The 22,756-nt window shown below is 70.1% G+C and carries 20 protein-coding genes; 7 read left to right on the top strand and 13 right to left on the bottom strand.

Going from position 1 to position 22,756, the window contains the following annotated elements:
• Positions 1-50 precede the first annotated feature (50 nt).
• The gene (locus ACIRHA_RS32365) at positions 51-1,403 is read right to left on the bottom strand and encodes an MFS transporter (protein ID WP_403853260.1); all 1,353 of its coding nucleotides are present in this window, start codon (positions 1,401-1,403) and stop codon (positions 51-53) included.
• 195 nt (positions 1,404-1,598) lie between these two features.
• Here ACIRHA_RS32365 and ACIRHA_RS32360 point away from each other — a divergent pair, with 195 nt between their 5' ends.
• The 5 genes from ACIRHA_RS32360 (at position 1,599) to ACIRHA_RS32340 (ending at position 6,481) form a co-directional block, all read left to right on the top strand.
• Positions 1,599-2,585 carry an ABC transporter substrate-binding protein gene (locus ACIRHA_RS32360; RefSeq protein ID WP_403853258.1) on the top strand — a complete coding sequence of 329 codons (987 nt, stop codon included), beginning with the start codon at positions 1,599-1,601 and terminating at the stop codon, positions 2,583-2,585.
• Between the two features lie 131 nt (positions 2,586-2,716).
• Positions 2,717-3,724: an ABC transporter substrate-binding protein gene (locus ACIRHA_RS32355; RefSeq protein ID WP_403853256.1), complete on the top strand. Its 1,008-nt coding sequence runs from the start codon at positions 2,717-2,719 to the stop codon at positions 3,722-3,724.
• On the top strand, positions 3,721-4,632 hold the full coding sequence (locus ACIRHA_RS32350; RefSeq protein ID WP_403853254.1) for an ABC transporter ATP-binding protein: 912 nt from the start codon (positions 3,721-3,723) through the stop codon (positions 4,630-4,632). Before ACIRHA_RS32355 ends, ACIRHA_RS32350 begins: the two co-directional genes overlap by 4 nt.
• On the top strand, positions 4,629-5,459 hold the full coding sequence (locus ACIRHA_RS32345) for an ABC transporter permease (protein ID WP_403853252.1): 831 nt from the start codon (positions 4,629-4,631) through the stop codon (positions 5,457-5,459). The genes ACIRHA_RS32350 and ACIRHA_RS32345 overlap by 4 nt, the downstream gene beginning before the upstream one ends.
• Before the next feature lie 50 nt (positions 5,460-5,509).
• Complete coding sequence (locus ACIRHA_RS32340; protein ID WP_403853250.1) at positions 5,510-6,481, top strand: zinc-binding alcohol dehydrogenase family protein; 972 nt, start codon at positions 5,510-5,512, stop codon at positions 6,479-6,481.
• A gap of 80 nt (positions 6,482-6,561) precedes the next feature.
• Here ACIRHA_RS32340 and ACIRHA_RS32335 read toward each other — a convergent pair whose 3' ends face one another.
• From ACIRHA_RS32335 to ACIRHA_RS32285, 11 genes are all read right to left on the bottom strand, one after another.
• Positions 6,562-8,358, bottom strand: a complete 1,797-nt coding sequence (locus ACIRHA_RS32335) for a carboxylesterase/lipase family protein (RefSeq protein ID WP_403853248.1) — start codon at positions 8,356-8,358, stop codon at positions 6,562-6,564.
• Positions 8,359-8,603: 245 nt separating this feature from the next.
• Positions 8,604-9,452, bottom strand: coding sequence for a DUF4038 domain-containing protein (locus ACIRHA_RS32330; protein WP_403853246.1), 849 nt, complete (start codon positions 9,450-9,452; stop codon positions 8,604-8,606).
• 384 nt (positions 9,453-9,836) lie between these two features.
• A complete protein-coding gene (locus tag ACIRHA_RS32325; protein ID WP_403853244.1) occupies positions 9,837-11,033 on the bottom strand; it encodes a CoA transferase in 1,197 nt (398 codons plus the stop codon).
• On the bottom strand, positions 11,008-12,204 hold the full coding sequence (locus ACIRHA_RS32320; protein WP_403853242.1) for an acetyl-CoA C-acetyltransferase: 1,197 nt from the start codon (positions 12,202-12,204) through the stop codon (positions 11,008-11,010). The genes ACIRHA_RS32325 and ACIRHA_RS32320 overlap by 26 nt, the downstream gene beginning before the upstream one ends.
• Positions 12,201-12,983, bottom strand: coding sequence for an enoyl-CoA hydratase/isomerase family protein (locus ACIRHA_RS32315; protein WP_403853240.1), 783 nt, complete (start codon positions 12,981-12,983; stop codon positions 12,201-12,203). Before ACIRHA_RS32315 ends, ACIRHA_RS32320 begins: the two co-directional genes overlap by 4 nt.
• Positions 12,984-13,018: 35 nt before the next feature.
• Positions 13,019-13,945: an HpcH/HpaI aldolase/citrate lyase family protein gene (locus ACIRHA_RS32310; RefSeq protein WP_403853238.1), complete on the bottom strand. Its 927-nt coding sequence runs from the start codon at positions 13,943-13,945 to the stop codon at positions 13,019-13,021.
• Positions 13,942-14,793 carry a MaoC family dehydratase N-terminal domain-containing protein gene (locus ACIRHA_RS32305; RefSeq protein WP_403853236.1) on the bottom strand — a complete coding sequence of 284 codons (852 nt, stop codon included), beginning with the start codon at positions 14,791-14,793 and terminating at the stop codon, positions 13,942-13,944. The genes ACIRHA_RS32310 and ACIRHA_RS32305 overlap by 4 nt, the downstream gene beginning before the upstream one ends.
• The gene (locus ACIRHA_RS32300) at positions 14,790-16,166 is read right to left on the bottom strand and encodes an MFS transporter (protein ID WP_403853234.1); all 1,377 of its coding nucleotides are present in this window, start codon (positions 16,164-16,166) and stop codon (positions 14,790-14,792) included. The genes ACIRHA_RS32305 and ACIRHA_RS32300 overlap by 4 nt, the downstream gene beginning before the upstream one ends.
• Before the next feature lie 165 nt (positions 16,167-16,331).
• On the bottom strand, positions 16,332-17,081 hold the full coding sequence (gene fabG, locus ACIRHA_RS32295; RefSeq protein WP_403853232.1) for a 3-oxoacyl-ACP reductase FabG: 750 nt from the start codon (positions 17,079-17,081) through the stop codon (positions 16,332-16,334).
• Positions 17,082-17,103: 22 nt separating this feature from the next.
• A complete protein-coding gene (locus ACIRHA_RS32290; RefSeq protein ID WP_403853230.1) occupies positions 17,104-17,961 on the bottom strand; it encodes a MaoC/PaaZ C-terminal domain-containing protein in 858 nt (285 codons plus the stop codon).
• A complete protein-coding gene (locus tag ACIRHA_RS32285) occupies positions 17,958-20,084 on the bottom strand; it encodes an acetate--CoA ligase family protein (RefSeq protein ID WP_403853228.1) in 2,127 nt (708 codons plus the stop codon). Before ACIRHA_RS32285 ends, ACIRHA_RS32290 begins: the two co-directional genes overlap by 4 nt.
• Positions 20,085-20,200: 116 nt before the next feature.
• On the opposite strand from ACIRHA_RS32285, the gene ACIRHA_RS32280 reads away from it, so the two are divergent.
• Both ACIRHA_RS32280 and ACIRHA_RS32275 read left to right on the top strand, forming a co-directional pair.
• Positions 20,201-21,106: a LysR family transcriptional regulator gene (locus tag ACIRHA_RS32280; protein WP_403853226.1), complete on the top strand. Its 906-nt coding sequence runs from the start codon at positions 20,201-20,203 to the stop codon at positions 21,104-21,106.
• 399 nt (positions 21,107-21,505) lie between these two features.
• A complete protein-coding gene (locus ACIRHA_RS32275; protein WP_403853224.1) occupies positions 21,506-21,676 on the top strand; it encodes a hypothetical protein in 171 nt (56 codons plus the stop codon).
• A gap of 137 nt (positions 21,677-21,813) precedes the next feature.
• Here ACIRHA_RS32275 and ACIRHA_RS32270 read toward each other — a convergent pair whose 3' ends face one another.
• Complete coding sequence (locus ACIRHA_RS32270; RefSeq protein WP_403853222.1) at positions 21,814-22,503, bottom strand: 3'-5' exonuclease; 690 nt, start codon at positions 22,501-22,503, stop codon at positions 21,814-21,816.
• Positions 22,504-22,756 lie beyond the last annotated feature (253 nt).

Here is a 22,756-nt window from a genome sequence, read left to right as displayed (position 1 = left end):
ATTTGAAGTGCATCAATGCCATGTTGCCTAGAGGGTCCGGCATGTGAACTTCACGCAACGGGTGTGCCGACCCCCTCCTCGGCCGGGTCCGTATCCCGCGCATCCGCCCCCGCGCCACCGCCGTCCTTGGGCACACGTGCGAAAAAGATCAGAGCCACCAGCGTGACGACGGCCATGCCCATGGTGAGCAGCGCGATCGGCAGGAAGTGTCCCGTGGCGGCCAGGAGCGCCGCGGCCACGACCGGCGACAGGCCGCCGGCGATCGCCGACGACAGCTCGTGGCCGAGCGCCATCCCGGAGTAACGGGTGCTGGTGCTGAACAGTTCGGAGAAGTACGAGGGCTGGACCCCGATCATCGCGGCGATGGCGATGTGCCCGACGAGGAACGCCACCCACACCGCGGCGGTCGATCCTGTGTTCATGAGCAGGAAGAAGGGCGCGGCCCACAGCAGCATGCCGATCGCCCCGCCGATGTAGACAGGCCGCCTGCCCACCTTGTCGGAGAGCCGGCCGAAGACGACCATCATCGCCGAGTCCAGCAGCATTCCGGCGATCCCGGCCCACAACAGAACGTTCGACGAGATCCCCACGTACGCCCCGTACACGAGGGAGAAGGACATGAAGATGTAGCTGGCGCCGCTGTCGGCGAAGCGCAGCGCCATCGCGAACAGCACCTGGCGCGGATGACGTCGCAGCACCTCCCGCAGGGGCGAGTGAGCCGGGGCCTCGGCCTTCGCGGAGTCGGCCTCGAAGCTGTCCGTCTCGCCGAGGTTGCGGCGGATGTAGATCCCCACCACGAAGATCACCGCGCTGGCCAGGAACGGGAGTCGCCAGCCCCAGGCGAGGAAGCCGTCGCCCGAGACCTGCTCGGCGAGCCACAGCGCCAGCGCCGACAGCACGAAGCCCAGGCCCATGCCGGTGGAGCTGAAGGAGGCGAGGAAGCCGCGCCGCTCGGCCGGGACGTTCTCGGTGATGATGAGTACGCCGCCGCCCCACTCGCCGCCGGCCGCCGCACCCTGCAACACCCGGAGCAGCACCAGGAGCAGCGGCGAGAGCAGACCGGCCGTGGAGTACGAGGGCAGCAGCCCCATGCAGAAGGTGGCGCCGCCCATCAGGGAGAGCGTCCCCATGAGGGCGGCCTTGCGGCCCCGCCGGTCACCGATGTGACCGAAGATCATGCCCCCGATGGGGCGGGCGGCGAACCCCACGGCGTGACCGGCCAGCGCGGCGATCGTGCCGAGCAGCGGGTTCTCGCCGGAGGGGAAGAAGACCGTGCCGAGGACCAGCGCGGCAGCGGTGGTGTAGAGGAAGAAGTCGTACCACTCCATCATGTTGCCGGCGACGGACGCGATGACCACGCGTCGCGTCGCGGATGTGCCCTCGATCGTGCTCTTGCGGGGCATACGTGCTCCTTGCCGTTCGACCTTGAGATCGCTGGAGCGTAAGAACGGCCCCGGAGTCGTCTCAATCGGGCCGGTCCGCCAGATGGGACGGGGTGCTTTCCGTAGCCCCTGCGCGGTGCCAGCGTTCCGCCACCTCGACCGCGCTCCGATCCCGGAAGGTCCCACCTGATGACACGGATGACACGGATGACCCGGATGACACGGAACCAACGCACGGCAGGGCGCCCGGCGGCCGCCCTGATCACCCTGCTCGTCCTCCTCCTCGCCACCGCCTGCGGTGCGGGCAGCACCGACTCGGTTGGAACCTCAGGCGGCGGCAGCCCGACCGTACGGATCGCGCTGGGAGTCGACGCCTCGTACGCACCGCTGTATCTCGCCGCCCAGCGCGGCATGTTCGAGAAGGCGGGCCTCGACGTGAAACTGGTGAAGGTGGAGGGCGGTCCTGCCGCCGCACAGGCGGTCACGGCCGGCACCGCGCAGATGTCGGCCAACGCCGACTCCACCGCACTTCCGCAGATGGTGAGCAATCCGGAACTGCGGGCCCTGGGCGTCTTCCAGTCCTCGGGCCGCCTCCTCAAGGTCGTACTGCGCAAGGGCATCACCTCGCCGCGGCAGATCAAGTCGATGGGGTCGATCCAGGGCATCGGCCTGTACGCCACACACGAGTACCTGCGACACCACGGCATCGACGCGAACTCGGTCAGGATCCAGCAGAGTTCACCGCAGGAGATCCCCAGCATGCTCCGGCGCGGCGACATCGACGGCTACATCCTCTTCGATCCCTGGGTGACCAAGGGCGTCGAGGCGGGCGGTCACATCGCCGGTGCCACCGGCGACTTCGGTGTCACGTACCGGCAGTGGCTGCTCGCGGACCAGAAGTGGCTGAAGGGGAACCAGAAGCTCGCCGGGAAGGTGTTCAAGGTGGTCGCCGAGGCCGACCGGCTGGTGACGAAGGACCCGCACGCGGGGGCCCTCGCGGCCCATGAGCAGGCCCAACTGCCGGTGGCTGGAACGGAGAAGGCCATCGGCGAGATCTCCTTCAGATCCCGTGCCCTGACGTCGGCCGATGTCACCTCCTCCCGCAAGATCGCTGACTTCCTCCTCGCGCAGAAGCTCATCAAGAGCGCACCCGAGTACGACACCGTGCTGCTGCGCGGCTGGTACGACCGTCACGCCGGGTGACCGAGCCCCGCGGGCCGTTCCGCTGAACGGACCGGGACGCAAGCCTCCGGCCCCCGGAGGGAAGTAGTTTGCGCCAACTCACGGACCCGCACCTGATGACCCGCCGAGAAGTGTCCTACTCAGAGGTGACCATGCGCACAGCGTCCCGTCCGGTCCATCGCATCACCGGCTCCGCCCTCCTCGCCGCGGCACTGCTCGCCGTGACCGGATGCGGCGCGGGCACCACCGATACCGGAGCCGACTCGGGCTCCGGCGGCAAGGCGAGCGGCCCGCAGGTGCGGATCGCCGTCGGCATCGACGGGGCATACGCGCCGTTCTACGTGGCCGACAAGGAGGGACTGTGGGCCAAGCACGGCGTGAACGTCGACCTCGTCCAGTTCGCCAAGGGCGGGGAAGGCGTCGACGCCCTGGGCGCCGGACAGGTCCAGATGGCCGGGAACTCCGACGCCACCACGATCGGCGTGCTCGGACAGCACCCGAACCTGAGGCCGCTCGCCGTGTACGAGAACTCCGGGCAGTACCTCAAGGTCGTCCTCGGCCCCGATGTGAAGTCCCCCGCGAAGATCCGGAAGATGGCGGTGGTCCCCGGCCTGTCCGAGCTGGCGGCCACCCGGTTCCTCGAATCGAAGGGCATCGACCCCAAGTCGGTGGAGTTCGTGACGAGCGACCCCGCGGAGATCCCGGCCCTGGCCGACAAAGGCGATGTGGACGCATACGTCCTGTGGGAGCCGTGGCCGACCAAGGGGAAGGACCTCGGCTCGCGGATCGTGGAGACCACGGGCGACTACGGGCTCAGCTACCAGCACTGGCTCCTTTCGACGTCCTCCTGGCTGGGGGACCACAAGGACGTCGCCGCCAAGGTGGCCGAGACGCTCGCGGAAGCGGCCAAGAAGACCGAGAAGGACCCGGAAGCCGCCGCACGGGCCACCAAGGAAGCGGCGAAGATCCCCACGGCCCAGACCCTCACCGCGGTGAAGGAGATCGACTTCGGCGTCCGCGACTTCACCGCGAAGGACCTGAAGGGCTACGACGACACGGCCCGGTTCTACGTCGACACCGGCAAGGTCAAGACCCGCCCCGACGTGTCCGGCGCCGTCCAGAGGGGCTGGCTCCCCGCCAACACGAAGGAATCCCGATGACCAAAGGGATCGAGAAGGACACGACAACCGTGCCGGCGGAGGACGCCGGGACGGTGGACACCGTGACGCCCCCTCCTGCCGGGGCGGAGCGCGCGCAGGGCCGGGGAGCAGCCCTGCGCGCCGAAGGCGCCGGGATCTCCTTCGGCGACTTCCAGGCCGTCCGGGACATCGACCTCGACATCCCGGCCGGCGAGTTTCTCTGCCTGCTCGGCCCGAGCGGCTGCGGCAAGTCCACTCTCCTGTCGGCGATGGCCGGCTTCCTCCCGGTCAGCGAGGGGACACTCACCGCCGACGGCGCCCCCATCAGCGGCCCGGACCCCGAACTCGGCATGGTGTTCCAGAGCAGCGAAGCCCTCTTCGACTGGCTGACAGTGCGGCAGAACGTCACCTTCGGGCCCCGCATGCGTGGCCGTTCGCGCGCCGAACAGGACCGTGCCGCCGAGGAGTTCCTCGGCCTGGTCGGCCTGCGTCACTGCGCGGACCGCTACCCGAACCAGCTCAGCGGCGGCATGCGCCAGCGCGTCCAGATCGCCCGGGTCCTGGCCAACGAGCCGGACGTCGTCCTCATGGACGAGCCCTTCGGCGCGCTCGACGCGCAGACCCGGCAGGTGCTCCAGGAGGAGACGGCCCGGATCTGGCGGGCGTCCGGCTGCACCGTCGTCTTCGTCACGCACGACATCGACGAGGCGATCCTGCTGGCCGACCGGATCGCCGTCATGACGGCGGGCCCCGCGGCCTCCATCAAGTCCCTGTACGAGGTCGACCTGCCGCGCCCCCGCGACGAGTCCGACCCCGCCGCCGTGCGCCTGCGCCACAAGCTGCGCGAGGACATCGGAGAAGAGGTCCGCAAGGCCATGCGCGACCAAGGACTCGACGACCAGCTCGACCGGGAGGCGAAAGGCGCATGACGATCACCACAACCGAGGGCCCGGCCCCGGCCCGCACACGCACCCGCCCGCCCCGCAGCAGTGGGGCGCGGGGGCAGGGACTGCGCACCCTCGGCCTGTACGCCCTCGCCGTCCTCGTCGGCCTGGGAATCTGGCAGCTCGTAGCAATGAAGTACGGCCCATCCCTGGTGGCCTCACCCAGCCAGACCCTGTCGGCCGCGGGTGAACTGGCGTCCGACGGCACCCTGACCAATTCAGTCATCGCCTCCAGCCGCCGCATCCTGATCGGCTGGGGCCTCGGCGTCGTGGTCGGCGCGCCCATCGGCCTGCTGATCGGCCAGATCAGGATCGTCCGCCAGCTCCTGGAGCCCTACATCGAGTTCTTCCGCTTCATCCCGCCCGTCGCCTTCGTGACCCTGGCGGTGGTGTGGCTGGGCATCGGCGAGTCCTCGAAGGTGGTCCTGATCTTCTACACGGCCGTCTTCATCGTCACCCTCAACACCAGCGCGGGTGTGATGGCCGTCAACGAGAACAAACTGCGGGCCGCGGCCAGCCTCGGGGCGAGCCGCCGGCAGATCCTGCAACGGATCGTGCTGCCGTCCACCGTCCCGTACATCCTCACGGGAGCCCGTCTCGCCATGGGCAACAGCTTCCTGACGATCGTCTCGGCCGAGATCGTCGCATCCCAGGTGGGCCTCGGCTCCCTGATCTGGACTTCTCGCAATTACGGCCGCATCGACTGGGTCTTCGTCGGCATCATCACCCTCGGAATCCTGGGCCTCGTCTACGACCGGATCCTGCGCCTCATCGCGATGCGTGTACTGCACAAGTACGGAGCTAAGGTGTGAGTGTGGGGACAAGCCCGGCCAACGGGGACAAGAACGGAGAACGCAAGCACGTGAGCACTTCCGCAACGACATCGAGGGCCCTGCTCCTGGAGAAGTTCGGCGCCCTGCCCCGCCTCGCCGAGCGGGCCGTCCCCGAGCCGCGCCCCGGTCACACCCTCGTACGGATGGCGGCGGCCACCGCCGCCCATCTGGACCTGAACATCCTCGACGGACAGTTCGGCATCCTGCCCGAGCTGCCGTTCGTCCCCGGCACCCAGGGCAGCGGCCACGTCCTCGCCTCGGACACCCACCCCGTCGGCGCCCTCGTCCGGCTGCGCGGCGAGGGCCTCGGCCTGAGCCGCGACGGCGCCTGGACCGAGCACGCGCTCGTGCCGGACACCGCCGCGGAGATCATGCCCGAGGGCACCGACCCCGCTCTGGCCTGCATCTACTTCTCACCGGTCGGCACCGCCTGGGCGACCGTGCACTCGATCGCGCAGGTGCGGCCGGGCGAGCGGGTGCTGGTCACCGGCGCGTCCGGCGCGGTCGGAGCCATGGCAGTCCAGCTCGCGGCCCGCGCAGGCGCCGAGGTGATCGGCGCGGTCGGCCGCCCGACGAAGCTGGAGCACGTCCCCGACGCCGCGAAGGCCCTGCTTGCCAAGGACCTCTCCGAGGAAACGATCGGCGGCAAGGTCGACGTCCTCATCGACACCGTCGGCGGCCGGATCCTGCGCGACGCCCTCACCCTGGTCCGCCCGCGCGGCCGCGCCGCCCTCCTCGGTTACACCGCCGGCCGCGAACTCACCCTGGACCTCGCGGACTTCTTCCTCGCCGACGTCACCCTCCTGCCGGTCAACATGATCTCCCGCAGCCAGGAGGTCGCCCCCGAGGTGCTGCGCCTGCTGCCGGACCTGACCTCGGGCGCGCTGTCCCTGCCGTACGAGAGCTACGGGATGGACGCGCTCGGCGAGGCGGTGGAGCGGCTGCGCACGGGCGCGGCGGTGGGCAAGATCGTGCTCGACCTGGGGGGCGCCGCGAACTGACGCGGCCTCTCCTTTTCGCGGGAATCCGAAGGGCCCCCTCCCGCCGGAGGGGGCCCTTCGTGCGTGCCTGGTCGGACCGGTCAGGACTGCGAAACGCCTGCCTGCGCGGCGAGTTGGCCCGGGTCGACGGGGAGCCAGTCGTAGTCGATGGAGTTCCAGAAGGCGCACTGCCGACGCGCCTCGTACACCCCGGTCTTCAGCGTCCGGCTCTCACCGCCCGGCAGTAGGGACATGAACTTCCCGGACCGGTACGAGGGCCAGGCGGCGAGTCCCGGGGCAGCGGGGTTCCCGTGCTTCACGAACGATCCCCAGTAGCGCACCATCTCCCCGGACAGTCGCTGCTGCTCGGGAGAGAGCGGGTTCGAGGTCCCCGACGAGGGCAGGAGGTACGACAGCTCGCTGCCGTGCGAGGCCCCCGGGTCGAAACCGGCCGGGGACCCCTCGGTGGGCGGGTGCGGGTCGTCGAACTCGTAGAAATACGTGCGCGGTTGCCGCTTCGCGAACTGGGCCGTGAGCTTCTGGTACTGGCAGCCCCCGAGCCCGTAGAAGGCGCTGCTGTCATCCCACAGAGCGCCGAAGGCGTATGCCCCGGTGTACGAGTCGCCATAGGCGCTGAACGGATAGTGCGCGAGTACGGCGTCGGCCTCGTCCCCGAACTCGATCCGGACCGCTCGCTCGTACTGCTCCTTTGTCGCCTGCGCGAGCGGCAGCGCCCACCTGCGTACTTCGTCGCGCGTGTGGCCGATGAGGAGGGGGACGTCGGCGGTACGGCCGGTGCGTGCGGCCTCGAGTGGTGGGACGGGCAGTTCGGGAACCCCGGACACGGGCAGCGGACCGGTCAGGACACCGCCGATGAAGTCCTTTGCGTCGGCCTGCAGTTCACTGGCCGGCTTGGCCCGCAGGCAGGCCGGATCGGGCGTGGGAACTGAACAGCCGGCGGCCGTCGCGTACTTCTTCCCCCGGGCGACGGCCTGCTCGACCGTGTGGCTCGGGCACCCGCCGCTCTGGATGATCGCGCCGGAGAAGAGACCCCGCGCCGGGGGAGAGGCCAGGAGCGCGCAGACGGAATGGCCGCCGGCCGATTGGCCGGCGATGGTGACCCGGTTCGAGTCGCCGCCGAACGCGCCGATATTGCGCTGGGTCCAGCGCAGCGCCGCCTCTTGGTCCAGCAGACCGTAGTTGCCCGCGCCCTGCTTGCTCAGCCCGGGCAGGTCGAGGAAGCCGAACACGCCGAGGCGGTAGTTGATCGAGACGACCACGACGTTGTTGGTCCTGGCGATGAGCGAGCCGTCCCGCGCGTCTCCCGAACCGGAGGAGAAGCCGCCGCCATGGATCCAGAACATCACCGGCAGCGGGCGGTTGGTCCTGTGGGCCGGGGTGTAGACGTTCAGATACAGGCAGTCCTCACTCATCCCCGGGCCCGTGCTTGTGCCGGACTGCAGACAGCGGGAGCCGGGTGAGGTGGCCGACCGGGTACCCGTCCAAGAGGCGGCGGGTGCCGGGGGCTGCCAGCGTTTGGCGGCGACGGGCGGAGCCGCGTACGGGAGGCCGAGGAAACGGTCGACCTCGCCCGCCGAGTCTCCCGCGACCAGCCCCTTGTCGGTGCGGACGGTCAACGAGTGCGAAGCGGCTGACGCGGGCGCAGCCGACACAAGGGGCAGGAGGAAAAGGAGGCTCACCAGACAGGCAAGTCTCTGTCGGACAGTAGATCGCACTGAATCTCCTGGGAGGCCGGAGCGGTGGGGGATGGGGGAGCCAGGATGTGCGCCGCCCGACAGGCGTGCCACGTTGCCGGTCCGCTCAGCGAACCTGCCGGCACCAACGCAGGCTCCGACTGGGGTAGTTCCAGTTCCAAGGGACGGCGCGTCGCAGCTCATCGGCGCGCGCCCAGGCTCCCGGCACGGCCCCTGCTATGGCGTCCCGCTGCGTCCGCATGTTCCGGGCGAGGTTCCCGCACAGACCGCTGAAGCGGCGTTCCTCTCCCGGGCGGGGTCTCCCTGCCGACTCCCATGATCGCGTCACGGGCCCGGCCCGACAACGCGACGCCGTCGGCGAGCGTTCAGCGTGGGCTGCCCGGTTCCGTACAGTCGCGCTCCCACCGGCCCCGACCTGACGCAGACCCCTACGCGTCCGCCCCCTCGAAGCACAGATAGACCAACGGCTCCCCCTCCGGCGCCTCGACCGGGCCCAGCGGTCCGGTGCGTGCGCCGGAGGCGATCGTCTTGCCCGTGCGCGGGTCCACCACGCGGTAGGGCAGCGGCACCGTGTCGCCCGCGTCGGGGCTGAACTGCAGCGACCCGCCGTACTGGCTGTAGGCGAGGAAGAGGCGGCCGGGGGAGAGGAGCCCGCGGGTGGCGAGGCAGGTCTGCCAGTCGGGGGCCATGTCGGTGGTCGGCACGCCGTCGAGGATGCGGCGCAGCAGGCCGACGTACGAGGACCCCTCGAAGTCCAGCGCCTCGCGCCAACTGGCCCCCGGCGCCATGAAGTAGGGCGCCTGTCCGGGCTCGTCGATCCGCTGCACCCACTGCCACAGGCTGCCCGCCCCGTATACGACGCCCATGGTGCCGCCCGCGCACAGGTTGCTCCACGCCTCGTGCCCTTGCCACCAGCCGGCCGCCAGGCCGCGCTTGCCGGTGTGCTCGTAGCTGGGCTCGCCGTTGGCGACGGCCCTGACGGGGGCGTTGCGCCACATGTCGGCGACGCGCTCGGGCAGGTGCTCGCCGCGGTGACCGGTCTGGCACCACTGGAAGTCCAGCCAACTGGCGTCCTGCGAGGCGTTGTTGGGGCTGTGCGGGCGGTAGTGGATGCCGGCCGGCTGGTGGTAGTCGTCCCAGGCCTCGATCTCGCGGCCGCCGGCGGCGATCTGTGGTTCGTCGCCGCGTCCGTCCGCGCCGACCAGCCAGACGGCGGGCGAGGCACCGTAACGCGCGACGAGATAGCGGCAGTAGCGGGCGTACGAGGCGGGCGGCACGACCGGTCCGGCCGCCCGCAGGCCCTTCCGTGTTGCCAGGCCCGGCGCCAGCGGTGTACCGAACGGACACTGACCCGCAGCTGTTTCGCCACCAACGCGTCGTCGTCGCCTGCGGCGAACAGCTCCGCCCCGTGCAGGCGGACACCCTCACGAAAGGACCGACGCTCAGCCGTCAGGCCACCACCCTGCGAACACCTCACGGTTCCGGCGTACCGCGACCGACACCGCCTGTCGGCCCTTTACGACAACACGCCCACAAACTCAGGAGCAGCACCCCCAGTTCGACGTCACACACGCCCAGCCGGCCCGAACGGCGGACGCCGAGACATCGACTCGGAGTGGGAGGAGGCGGTCGGCCCGGGCAGCGCCGGTGCCGACCGGTCCTCAGCTGTTGACCAGATGTGGGTCCGATTCGTGGAGGGTGCTGGTGTGGGCACCGAGCCGTGGTGCCGGAGCGGCCGCCGGCGCCGGGTCACCGGAGAACACCAGTGGTGAGCCGGGAGCCAGTAGCCTGCCGATGCCCGGCTGGTCGATCCATGAGAACAGCGGGTTCTGCGTGGAGCAGCGGGGGTCCTCCTCGACCAGCTGACGGAACGTCTGATACGGGCCCCACAGCGCCCCGGAGCCGTCGAGCACCGCACGGACCTCGGACAGTGTCCGCGCCGCGAACCAGGGCTCAAGGACCGCCGCGATGGCATGCCGGGCGGCGTATCGGCCTCCCTCCGTCGTCAGGTCCGCGTCCATCAGCGGGCCGGTCATCTCCAGCTTCTCGGTGAGACCGGTGGCCTGTCCCAGTGCGCGGAACTGCCGGGTGGTGATGGCCACGACCATGACCGAGCGGTCGTCGGCGGTGCTGAAGTCGCGTCCGAAGGCGCCGTAGAGGCTGTTGCCCATCGGCTCCCGGGAGGTGCCGTTGATCTGGACGTCCGCGAGGTAGCCGAGGTTGCCGACGGTGGCGAGCATGACGTCGGACAGCGCGAGGGTGACTTCCTGGCCCAGGCCGGTCTCCTGGCGTCTGCGCTCGGCGGCCAGCAGACCGACCGTCAGATAGAGTCCCGCGGCCACGTCCCACGCCGGCAGCACGTGGTTGACCGGTGCCGGTCCTGTGCCTGTCGCGTGCGGGAACCCGCTGGCGCAGTTGACGGAGTAGTCCACCGCGGGGGAGCCGTCGTGGTCGCCGAGGAGGCGCATCATGATCAGGTCAGGCCGGCGGGCGGACAGTTGGGCGTAGTCGAGCCAGCCCCGGGCGGGCAGGTTGGTGATCAGGATGCCCGCGCCGTCGCCCTCTGCGCAGATGATGTCGGTCGCCGCACGCTGCCCGTCGGCGGTGTCCAGCGCCAGGGTGACGGACTGTTTGCCCTTGTTGAGGCCGGCCCAGTACAGGCTCTCTCCGTGCTCGGTCTCCGGCCAGCGGTGGTAGTCGATGTTGCCGCCGAGGGGATCGATGCGGATCACTTCGGCGCCCAGCTGGGCCAGTGTCATGGACGCCAAAGGCGCAGCGACGAAGGCCGAGACCTCGACGACACGCAGCCCGGCCAGCGGGCCGCGGCGCCCCTCATGCGCGTTCGAAGACGGCTGCAATGCCCTGACCTCCTCCGATGCACATGGTTTCCAGTCCGAACCGGGCGTCACGGGTCTCCAGTTCGTGCAGCAGCGTGGTCATGATGCGTACGCCCGTCGCGCCGACGGGATGACCGAGCGAGATGCCGGAACCGTTGACGTTGACCCGCTCCGCGTCGTCGATGCCCCACTCTTTGAGTACCGCGAGGACCTGGCCGGCGAACGCCTCGTTCACCTCGATCAGGTCCATGTCCGCGAGCTCCAGGCCCAGCCTTCGCAGCACTTTGGCCGTGGCGGGTACGGGGCCGATGCCCATGCGCGAGGGCTCGCATCCGGCCGCCGCCCAACCGCTCAGGTAGGCGATCGGGGTCAGGCCCAGCCGGACCGCCTCCTCCTCGGCGACAACCAGGCAGGCCGCTGCCGCGTCGTTCTGCTGGCAGGCATTGCCGGCCGTCACGGTCCCGCCGCGCTGTACCGGGCGGAGCCGGGCCAGCTTCTGGAGCGAGGTGTCCGGACGCAGCCCCTCGTCGCGGGCGAAGAGGACCGGGTCGCCCTTGCGTTGCGGCACCGTCACCGGGACCACCTCGCGCGCGAAGGCGCCCTTTTCCCAGGCGGCCGACGCCCGTTGCTGGCTGCGGACGGCGTAGGCGTCCGCCTCCTCGCGTGTGATCTTGTAGTCACGGGCCAGGTTCTCGGCGGTCTCGATCATGCCGGAGATCTCCCCGAACCGCTCGACGGGCTGGGCGCGTTCGCGCCCCCGGTCGAGCCGGTCGTGGAAGGCGGTGGAGCCGAAGCGTCCGCCCCAGCGCATGTCGGTGGTGTAGTACTCGACGTTGCTCATGCTCTCGACGCCGCCCGCCATGACGACCTGGGCCGCTCCGGACTGCACCATCATCGCGGCAGTGGCGATGGACTGGAGCCCGCCGCCGCAGCGCCGGTCCAGCTGCATCCCGGCGACCTCGACCGGGAAGCCGGCTTCCAGTGCGATCCAGCGGCCGACGCACGGTGTCTCACTGTTGGCGTAGGACTGGGCGAAGACCACGTCCTCGATCAGCGCCGGGTCGATACCGGCGCGCTCCACGACTGCCGTGGCGACGGTGGCGCCCAACTTCTCGACGGGCACCGGACGCAGGCTGCCGCCGAAGGCGCCGATGGGGGTACGGACGGGGGCGACGATCGCCGCGCGGGTCATGCGGAAGTCTCCTTCTCGATGGTGGTCTCGGACGGTGCGGCCCAAAAATCGGGGGCACGTCTGGTGAGGAACGCCTGGACGCCCTCGGCGCTCTCGGCGGAGGTGAACGCTTCGTCGCTGGCGACCAACGAACGCTCGATGAGCTCCTCTTCGGTGAGGTCGTGGGCCGCGTCGATGACCGACTTGCACAACGCCATCGACCGGGGCGGACGCCGCAGCAGGACCTCCGCCAACTCCAGTGCGGCGGTGTGCGCGCGACCGCGCGGCACAACCCGGTTGACCAGGCCCCAGGCGAGCGCGGTCGCCGCGTCCACCGGTTCGCCGAGCAGCTGCATCTCCTTGGCGCGCCCGCTTCCGATGCGGCGGGCGACCCGGAACGTGCCCCCGCTGCCGGGGAAGACGCCGAGCTTGATCTCCGGGGAGCCGATACCGATGTGCTCCTCGGCGACGATCAGGTCGCAGCAGACCGCGATCTCCAGGCCGCCCCCGAGCGTGTGCCCGTTCAGCGCGGCGATCGTCGGCTTCGGGAAGGATGCCAGCCGCGCGAACAGCTCGTGCTGCGGGCGCAGTTTCTTCGCCACCGCCTCGCCGGGCGCCCGCATCGGAGCGAACTCGCCGATGTCCGATCCCGCGCAGAAGGCCCGGTCTCCGGCGCCGGTGAGGACCAACACACCGACGGAGGGGTCGTCCTCCACGGCGTCCAGCGCCTTCGAGAGACCGCGGGTCATGGCCGCGTTCCACACGTGCAGGGGCGGATTGTCGAAGACGACGGTTGCCACTCGGCCTGTTGTCCTGAGGTGTACGTGTGCGGCGCTCACCGGTCGCCTCCATGGTGGGTCGTTACGGTCCGTGCTGTGGAGTCGATCGAGCAGAGCAGAGCGTGCGCACGTCGCAGGACGGGAGCGTCGACCATCAGGCCGTCGACGCGGATGACACCCGGATTGCCCTCGTCGACGCCGGCAGCGGCCCAGGCCTCGCTCACCCGGCGTGCCCAGGCGACCTCCACGTCGAGGGGCGTGTAAGCGGCGTTGACCGCCGCGACCTGGGTCGGATGCACGCACAGGGAACCGGTGAGGCCCAGCTCCCGCGCCTGACGGGCGGCGCCCTCCAGTGCCTCGGGCTGGTCGAGGACGGCCAGGGACAGCGGCAGCGCGAAGGAGGCGATGCCGGCGGCCGAGGCGGCGAGTGCGATCCAGCGGCATGGTTCGCTCAGGAGGAACGGTGTCGGTGCCACTCCCAAGGCCGAGGCGAAGTCCTCGCTGCCGAGCGCCAGTGCGCACACCCGTGGCACAGCTGCCAGGGCGGTCAACGCGAACAGCGCGGCCGGGGATTCGATCAGCGCGATCAGCCCGACCGATCCGTCGGGCAGCCCGCGTTCCCGCTCCAGCGCGTCGAGGAACGCGGCCGCCTCGACGAGCTGCTCCGGCCGCTCGGTCTTGGGCAGCATCACCGCCCGCAGACCCGGACGGACTGCGGCTCTCAGGTCCTTCTCCCAGGCCTCGCGTGCCGAGCCGGTACGCACCGCGACGTACTGCCCCTCGGCGGCCAACCGGTCGATGTGGGCGGACAGGCCCCGCCGAGCCGGTTCCTTGCCCGGCTCCGGAACGGCGTCCTCCAGATCGAGGATTAGCCCGTGCGCACGGCGCGAATGGGCCTTGGCCAGAAGCCGTTCGTCATCGGCCGGTACGAACAGCAGCGATCGCAGCGTCGCCGTGTCGTGGGTGTTCACTTGGCGGCTCATTGGGCGTCCACCTCCGCGCTCATCACGGTTCGGCCCAGATCGTCGGCCGCGTGGAGGGACGCGCCGGTCGAGGTCGGCGCGCCGTGCAGGGTCAACTTGCGGCCGGCGAAGGCCGGGTGCAGGCCGCGGAAGCGGAAACCGGTGACGCGGGCAGAGGGCCGCTGTTGCACGTAGAGGTCGAGTAGCAGTGTCGCCGTCAGCGGTCCCTGGACGACCGGTCCGTCGTAGCCCTCCTCCTGCTGTGCGTAGGCGTGGTCATAGTGGATGCGGTGTGCGTTGAAGGTCAGGGCCGAGTAGCGGAACAGCATGACCGGATCCGGGACCAGGGTGCGCTGCCATGCGCCGGGGACCGGTTGCTCCCCCGACTGTCCCGCCGAATTCTCCGAGGACGCGGAACGCGGGCCCGGTGCGGCGCGGTAGACGATGTCCTGGCGCTCGGTGAGGACGAGGCCGCCCTCCTGCCGCAGCTCGTGGTCCAGGGTGACGAAGACCAGTGGCCCGCTGCGTCCTTCGCGCTCCCGTACGTCCGCGATCACCGAGGTCCGGCGGACCGGCACGCCGGGGCGCAGCGGCGAGGAGAACCGAAGGTCGCCGCCGGCCCACATCCGGCGGGGCAGGTGGACCGGCGGCAGGAATCCACCGAGCCGAGGGTGTCCGTCGGCGCCGAGATCGCTCTGCGGTGTGCGGGGCAGGAAGCAGAGCCAGTGTGTGAGAGGCGGCGCGGCCCGGAGACCATCCGGAGAATGGTCCAGGACTGCGGCCAGCCCGCGGACGGTGTCCGCGCCGAGCACATCCTCTGTCTCCTCGCGCCGTCCGATCCAGGAGGCGTACGAGCAAGGGGCCGTCACCGGGCGACCTCCTTCAGCTTGATGCGCTCGATCCGGCCGACGACCAGCAGGAAGGACAGTGCTGCGGCCAGCCCCGAGGCACCGACGTAGACCAGTGCGGCGTCGAAGGAGCCGGTGAGGTCGACGATGTAGCCGATGACGATCGGGGTGGTGATGCCGGCCAGGTTGGCGAAGGTGTTGAACAGGCCGCCGGACAGGCCTGCGGCCTCCTTGGGGGCGGTGTCCGAGAGGACGGTCCAGCCGAGACTCCCCAAGCCCTTTCCGAAGAACGCCATCGCCATCAGGACGATGACCACCGTCTGCGTCGAGGTCCAGGCGCACGCGATGATCGAGGTCGAGAGCAACAGGCCGACGACGATGGGGATCTTGCGGGCCGCAGTCACGGACATGCCCCGGCGCAGCAGCGCATCGGAGATCAGGCCGCCCAGGATGCCGCCGACGAAGCCGAACAGCGCCGGGATGGAGGCGGTGAAGCCCGCCTTCAGGAGCGGCATCCCCAGCTCCTTGATCAGGTAGATCGGGAACCAGGTGAGGAAGAAGTAGACGATCGTGGTGATGAAGAACTGGCCCAGGTAGAGGCCGATCATCATCCGGCTGCTGAGCAACTGCCGTACGGCCGACCAGACGTGGACACCGCTCTTGGCGCCCGACGGCGCGGGCTTCTCGATGTCGACGAGCGCACCGCCTGTGATCAGGTGGTCCAACTCGGCCTGGTTGACGCGCGGGTGATCACGCGGCTGACGGTAGGCCGTCCACCACCACACGCTCAGAGCGATACCGATGCCGCCCATCACGAAGTACGCCGACGGCCACCCCCAGCCGTGGGTCAGCCACGCCATGAAGGGCGTGAAGACGACCGGCGCCGCGTACTGCGAGGCGTTGAAGATCGCCGAGGCGGTGGCACGTTCGGACGCCGGGAACCAGGTGGCCACGACCCGGCCGTTGGTGGGGTAGGCGGGTCCCTCGGCGAGTCCCACCGCGAGCCGCAGGACGAACAGCGCGATCATGGCCGAGGCGATGCCGAACAGTGGGACGAAGCCCTGGAACAGCGTGGCCAGTGACCACAGGAAGACGCTGCCCGCGTAGACCTTGCGGGCACCCCACCGGTCCACGATCCAGCCGCCGGGCAACTGGGCCAGCATGTAGGCCCAGGCGAAGGAGGAGAACAGATAGCCGAGCGTGACCTCGCTGATGCCGAGATCACCCTGCATCTCGGTACCGGTGATCGACAGGACGGCACGGTCGGCGTTGTTGAGTGTGGAGACCACGAACAGCAGCGCCACGATCATGAAGCGTGCTCGGCTGCGGCCGGAGGAGGGTGCTGAGCCGGCGGGGCGTGCCGCCTCGGCGACGGTGTCACGAGAAGCGGTCATGAGACATCTCCGTTGACATCTTTGAGCGGATCTGGGGAGTGCGCGCATCGGGTGCTTCGCCGACGGGTTCGATGCGACGAGACCGCTGCGCGCGGTGCGGACCTGAGGTGCATGGAGGTTCGGGCTGGTGTGCGGCGCCGGCGCGCGAGGGCCGAGCCGGACCGGTCAGCCGAAGCGGCCGCCGGTCACGTGCAGCGTCTCTCCGGTGATGAACGAGGCGCGTTCCGAGGCGAGGAACGCCACCGCGTCCGCGATGTCCGAGGGCTGCCCGGTGCGGCGCAGCGGCTGCGCCGCGACGGCCTTCTCCCGGATCTTCTCGTAGTGGTCCAGGGAGCGGACGGCCTCGGTCTCCATGAAGCCAGGGGCGACGGCGTTGACGGTGATGCCGTAGCGGCCCTGCTCGGCGGCGAGGGCCCGGGTGAAGCCGAGGATGCCGGCCTTGGCGCTGGAGTAGTTCGCCTGACCCGGGTTGCCCAGGTAGCTGCGGGAGGAGATGTTGACCACCCGTCCCCAGCGCTGCTCGATCAGATGTGGCATGACGGCGCGGGTGGTGAGGAAGGAGCCCTTGAGGATCACCTCGATCACCGAGTCCCAGTCGGCGTCCGTCATCTTCGTCAGCAGCGTGTCGCGGGGGAATCCGGCGTTGTTGACGAGGATGTGCACCCCGCCGAACTCCTCCCTGACGGCGGCCACCAGGTGGTCCACGTCCGTGCCGGAGGTGATGTCGGCGCGGACGCCCATCGTGCGATGGCCAAGTCCCGCCAGCTCCTTGGCAGTTGCCTCGGCGCCCTGCCCGTCGATGTCGGTGACGACGACGCGGGCGCCCTCCTCGGCAAGCCGACGGGCCGTCGCGGCGCCGAGGCCCCGGGCCGAGCCGGTGACGATCGCGGTCTTGTCCTTGAGTTCCAGATCCATGATGCGGCTCCTGCCTGCGAGGTCAGCTCAGTTCGGCGCGGCCGGCGTCCAGGACGACGGCGCCGCGCTCGAGAGCGGTGGTGCGGAAGGACACGACGTCTGCGTCGGTCCAGAATTCGGTGCGCAGCGTCTCCCCAGGGAAGACGGGGGCGGAGAAGCGGACCCGCAGCCGGTGCAGCCTGGACTCGTCCCAGTCCAGGGCGCCGGCCAGCAGCGCGTGCACGGCAACGCCGAAGGTGCAAAGGCCGTGCAGGATCGGCCGGTCGAACCCGGCGGCCCGCGCGGTCACAGGATCGGCGTGTACCGGGTTGGTGTCGCCGCACAGCCGGTACAGCAGCGCCGCCTGTGGCAGCGTCGGCAGGTCCTGCACCGCGTCCGGGGCCCGGTCGGGCATGCGGTGCGGCGGGGGAGCCGGGTCCGTCGTGCTGCCGCAGCCGCCGTCACCGCGCAACAGGCTGACCTGACCCACCTCGGCCAGCAGTTGCCCACTGCCGGAGTCCAGGACCTGCCGCTCCTGATAGAGCAGCGCGCCCTTGCCCACCCCCTTGTCCACGACGCCGGTGACCCGGGTGTGGCCCACGACGTCGCCTTCGGATGCCAGCGGTGCGTGCAGCGTCAGCGACTGCTCGACATGCAGCAGCCGCTGCCAGTCGATACCGGTGTCCGGTTCGCGGGCCCAGAAGCCGGCGTAGCCAAGGACGTTCGGCATCGTGGGGAAAGCGCGCCGGCCCTCTTCGCAGACGTACGCCAGCTGATGGGTGTCCAGCGGATCCGTCCCGAGTCCGAGACTCAGGGCGTAGAGGCTGGAGTCCCGTGCGGTGTACCGCTGCCGCACCGGCGCGAATTCCCGCTTCAGCAGCTTGTGCGGGTCCGTCGTCATGACGTCACCTGCCGCGGCACCATCAGGGCGTCCAACGCGAGCACTCCCTGGCCGGCCTCGCGGACGAGCACCGGGTTCAGCTCCAACGTCTCGATCCGGTCGGCGTTGGCGACGGCGAACGCGGAGACCGTGACCAACAGGTCGGCGACAGCGCCCACATCGGCCTCGGGGCGGCCGCGGAACCCGGTCAGCAGCGCGTGCCCGCGGGTCTCGGCGATCATTCGCAGCGCCTCGTCCCGGTCGACGGCCCCGACCCGGGTGGCGACGTCGCGGAACAGTTCGGCCTGCACTCCGCCCGTACCGAACACCACCACCGGCCCGAAGACCGGGTCCCGGCGCACGCCCACGATGACCTCGACACCGGACGGCGCCGTCGACGAGACGAGCACCCCCTCCAGCACCGCGTCGGGCCGGGCTGCCGCAGCGCGCTGGGTCAGCAGGGTGAACTGCGCCGCCGCGCCGGCCGCGTCCGCGACGCCGAGCACCACGCCGCCGATCTCCGTCTTGTGCGGGATGTCCGCAGAGACGATCTTCATGACGGTCGGGAAGCCGACCCGGGTGGCCGCTTCAGCAGCCTCCGCGGCCGATGCCACCACCCGGGACTCCGGGAACGGCACACCCGCAGAGGCCAGTAGCTCCTGCGCGGCGGCCTCGGACATCGGCCCGCCCGGCAGCTCGCGACGTAGTGCCCGGGTATCCGCCGATGAGGGCAACGGGCGCTCGAAACCCTCCCGCAGCCGGGCGAGCCCGTCGAGCGCGGCGACGGCCCGCTCGGAATCGTCGTAGACGAGGAAGCCGGCCTCCTCGTAGGACCGCACCACCTCGGGACGTGCCTCCATGCACAGCACCGTCGGCCGGTCCATGAAGTCGGAAGTGCCCTTGCGGATGGCCTCCTTGATGCCCTCGCCGTAGGTGGGGGAATCCGGCAGCATCGTGAACGAGCCGATGACACTGTCGTAGTCGCCCTCGGCGTACATCACACCGAAGGTGTCGGTGATCAGGCTCATGTCGTTGAGCCAGCCCGCCGTCGTGTCGCAGGGATTGTCGTCGCTGCCCATCGGATTGATCGCACGCAGCCGGGCGCGGGCCCGCTCGGGCAGCCCGGCGACGTCGAGCCCGTGCCGCTCGGCGGCGTCGCACAGCTGCACGCCGAAGCCGCCGGAGACGGTCACGATGCCCACCCGCCGTCCGGCCGGCAGCACACCCCGGCTGCACGCGTAGGCCAGGTCGACCTGCTCCTGGGTGGTCCGGGCGCGGTGCACGCCGTACTGGTGGAAGATCGCGTCGTATACGGCGTCGCTGCCCACCAACGAGGCCGTGTGGGACTGCGCGGCGGCGGCACCGGCATCGGAGGAACCGACCTTCATGAAGACCACCGGCTTGCGCATCTCGTGCGCCACCGCCAGCGCGCTGCGCAGCCGTTCGGCGTCGCGTATGCCCTCGGCGTAAGCGAGGATCACCGAGACGTCGTCCTGCAGGGCAAGCCAGTGAATGCACTCGGCGACGTCGGTGCCCGCCTCGTTGCCGGTCGACACCCAGTAGCCGATGTCCACGTTGCGGCGCCGGCACAGATAGGCCAGGTGACCGCCGTAGGCACCGCTCTGACTGACCACCGCGACGCTGCCGCCGGTGGGGATCTCCTCGTCGAAGGCGCTGCTGAAGGTCCCGACGAAACCGCTGGCCGCGTGGAGCAACCCCAGGCAGTTGGGGCCGAACAGCCGCAGGCCGCCGCGCCGTGCGATGTCGGCCAACTCCTCCTGCAGCGCCTGGCCGTCCTCACCGGTCTCCGCGAAGCCGGCGGCGTAGATGACCGCGGCGCCCACGCCCTTGGTCACGCAATCCGTGACCGCCTGCTTGAGCAGCGCCGACGGGAGCCCGATCAGCACCATGTCCGGAACCTCGGGCACCGCCTCCAGCGACGGATAGGCGTCCAGTCCCTGCACCGTTGCCCGCTTGTGGTTGACCGGGTAGACGGCGCCTTGGTACCCGGCGCGGCGCAGGTAGTGCAGCGCCCGGCCGGATATCCGGCCGGGGTCGTCCGAGGCGCCGAGCACGGCGACCGAACGTGGGCGGAAGGCCTGCTCGAAGCCCGCCGGTACGGGCATGGAAGGCACGTCTGACACGGGGCGGCTCCCTGGTGCTGTGTCTGTGTGTGGTGCGAGTCACCATGCCGACGCCGCCACGGCAATACAATGACCGAGGGCAACTCGCCAACTCTTGATACATGTGAGGTATCACCATGGAGCTGCGGCAGCTCAGACATTTCCTGGCAGTGGCCGAAACCCTCAACTTCCGCACAGCGGCGGAGCGTTTGCACATGACGCAGCCCCCGCTCTCGGTCTCCGTGCGCAAACTGGAAGAAGAGATCGGCGCCAAGCTCTTCCTGCGTTCCACCCACAGCGTCGAGCTCACCGCGGCCGGCACGGCCGCCCTGGAGCACGCCCGGGCCGCCGTGTTCCACTCGGCGGAACTGGCACGGGTCGCGGAGTCCACTGCCGCGGGGGCCACCGGCAACCTGCGCGTGGGCTTCGTCGGCTCCGCGAAGAACCGACTACTGCCCCGGCTGCTCCCCGCGTTCCGCCACACCTACCCGGGCGTCACGCTGAAGTTCACCGAGGACACCAACACGGGCCTCATCGACTCCCTGGAACGCCACACGCTGGACGTCTGCATCGTCCGCGTCCCTCTCACCCGGCGCAGCGACCTCAAGTACGTCACCGTCGAGACCGACCGATTCGTCCTTGCGCTGCCCGCAGATCACCGCTTCACCCGCCAGAAGCGGATCACTCTGCAGGACCTCGCGGACGAACCCTTCATCGACTACACCCAGCACGCCATCCCCGGTCTGCACGCCCTGTCCACCCTGTTGTTCCAACAGGCCGCGGTGACGCCGAAAGTGGCGCAGGAGGCGGTGCAGGTCGAGACGATTCTCTTCCTGGTCGGCAGCGGCATGGGCGTCGCCCTCGTCCCCTCCAGCGCCGCGGTCAAGGGCCGCGACGGTGTGGAGTTCCGTGACCTGATCACTACGGGTCCCCAGCCCCCGCTGGGTCTGGCGGTCGCCTGGAACCCCCGCTACGAGAGCCAGGCCGGGCTGCAGTTCCGCGAACTGGCCCAAGAGGTGGGTGCAGCCCCGGCCGGACCGTGAGGCGAACCCGGAGTTCACGAGGGAGTGGAATTCGGCGAGTTGGTGGCCCGTGAGCGGTCGCGCAATTCCCCAACGCGGGTCCTTCCTCACCAGGGTCGGACGTGGAGGCGAAGGAGCTGGACACCAGGGGTATATCGCACGTGAGTCACTTGATCGCTTTGAGTCTGGCACGCATATCGGCGGCGACGCCGAAGTGGGACCGCGGTCGTGTGGCGAGCGGTCCCTGGCCGGATGACTGGTCCGCTACTGGTCCCCGGCCGCCACCACACTCAGCGGCGCCGAGGCCACGGCCGCGTCAGCGGTCACGGAACGTGAAGGCCACGGCTGGGCGCACTTTGCCTGCCACGCCGGCCAGAACATCCGCCAGGCCTCCTCCGGCCGACTCACCTGTACGACGGCGTGCTCACCGCCGACCGGATCAGCCGGCTCGGGATCGCGCACGGAGAGTTCGCCTTCCTCTGCGGGGCAGACACCACCACTCGCCGCTGCGCCGGGCGGCCTATTTTCACGTCGGTCCCTGAGGAGGCGACCTCGTCGTGGGCGGTCATGGGGCGGCTGCAGTTGACGTGACGTGGCGCTGCTGACGTGTGCGGTGGACGCGGGACGTGCGGTACCGCGGCGTTGGATCCGTACCGCTACGCGGTGAGGCTGGTGGCTCCTGGACGCGCCTGGCACTGGTCCAGTGCGGCGAGCACGCTGACCTGTCGTCAGTTGGGGCTGTGGTCGGTCCAGTCAGATACATGGACCGTCTCCATGGGCCAATGGCGGTCGGTGGCAATCCCGGGGCGGCGCGCTTCCAGTTCCCGAACGAACCGGTCATGCCAGCGTACCTGTTCCCGGTGCAGGGCCGGCCGTGACAGGCGTCCGACGGCGGGGTGGCAGGCCGCGATGACCTGTGCGAGGACGAGGGAAGTTTCCGCGTCGCTGGCGGGGTTGCTGGGATCGTCGTGGTGGATTCCGTACCACTCGGCGACGTTCTCAAGGCGGCGCACGCCGGAGCGGTAGGGCTCGGCGTGTCGGTCCAGCACGAGGGGGTCGCAGACCGGTGACAGACCGCCGGGTAGGCGAGTGGACAGCGGCGCGAGTCCGTGCCGGGTCAACTCCGTCTCCAGGGTGGTGAGTACGAACGGGGAGTACCAGGCGACCAAGGGCTCTTTGGTCGCCAGGTACTCGGTCAGAATCGTCGCCAACTCGCCCAGTGCCTCGGTGGCAGGTGTCCCTTCGGCGCGTGCCTGCTCCACCGTGATGTTGTGGCCTTTGTACGGTGCGACGGACAGCGGACCGGGGCCCGGGTCGACGAGCCAGGACCTTCGCGTCCCGCCCGTGGTGCACACCGCCGCGCTCAGGATGCGGTCGATGCCGTAGCGATTGCCTGTGGTCGCGATGTCCAGAGCCATGAGGTGGCGTTGGTGCCAGCCCGGGTGAGGGAGACGGGGCGGTGGCGCGGGCTCCCGGACGTGTTCACGGTGGTATAGGTCCCAACCGCCGAACACGGTGTTCGCCACTACCCCCGTGCCAGCTACGACGGCTTCCCCGCAGGTCTCGCACTGTCCGTCCCGCTGGTTGGGGCGTAGCGCGGAGGGATCCGAGGTGGTGCCGTCCGGGTCGGGTGTCGGGGCGTGCGCTGGGTGGTAGGTCACCCAGCGGCCC

This window comes from Streptomyces sp. NPDC102360 (genome assembly GCF_044766085.1).
Lineage (GTDB): Bacteria > Actinomycetota > Actinomycetes > Streptomycetales > Streptomycetaceae > Streptomyces.
The sequence above is the reverse complement of the archived record's forward strand: the minus strand, read 5'-3'. Positions and strand labels throughout refer to the sequence as shown.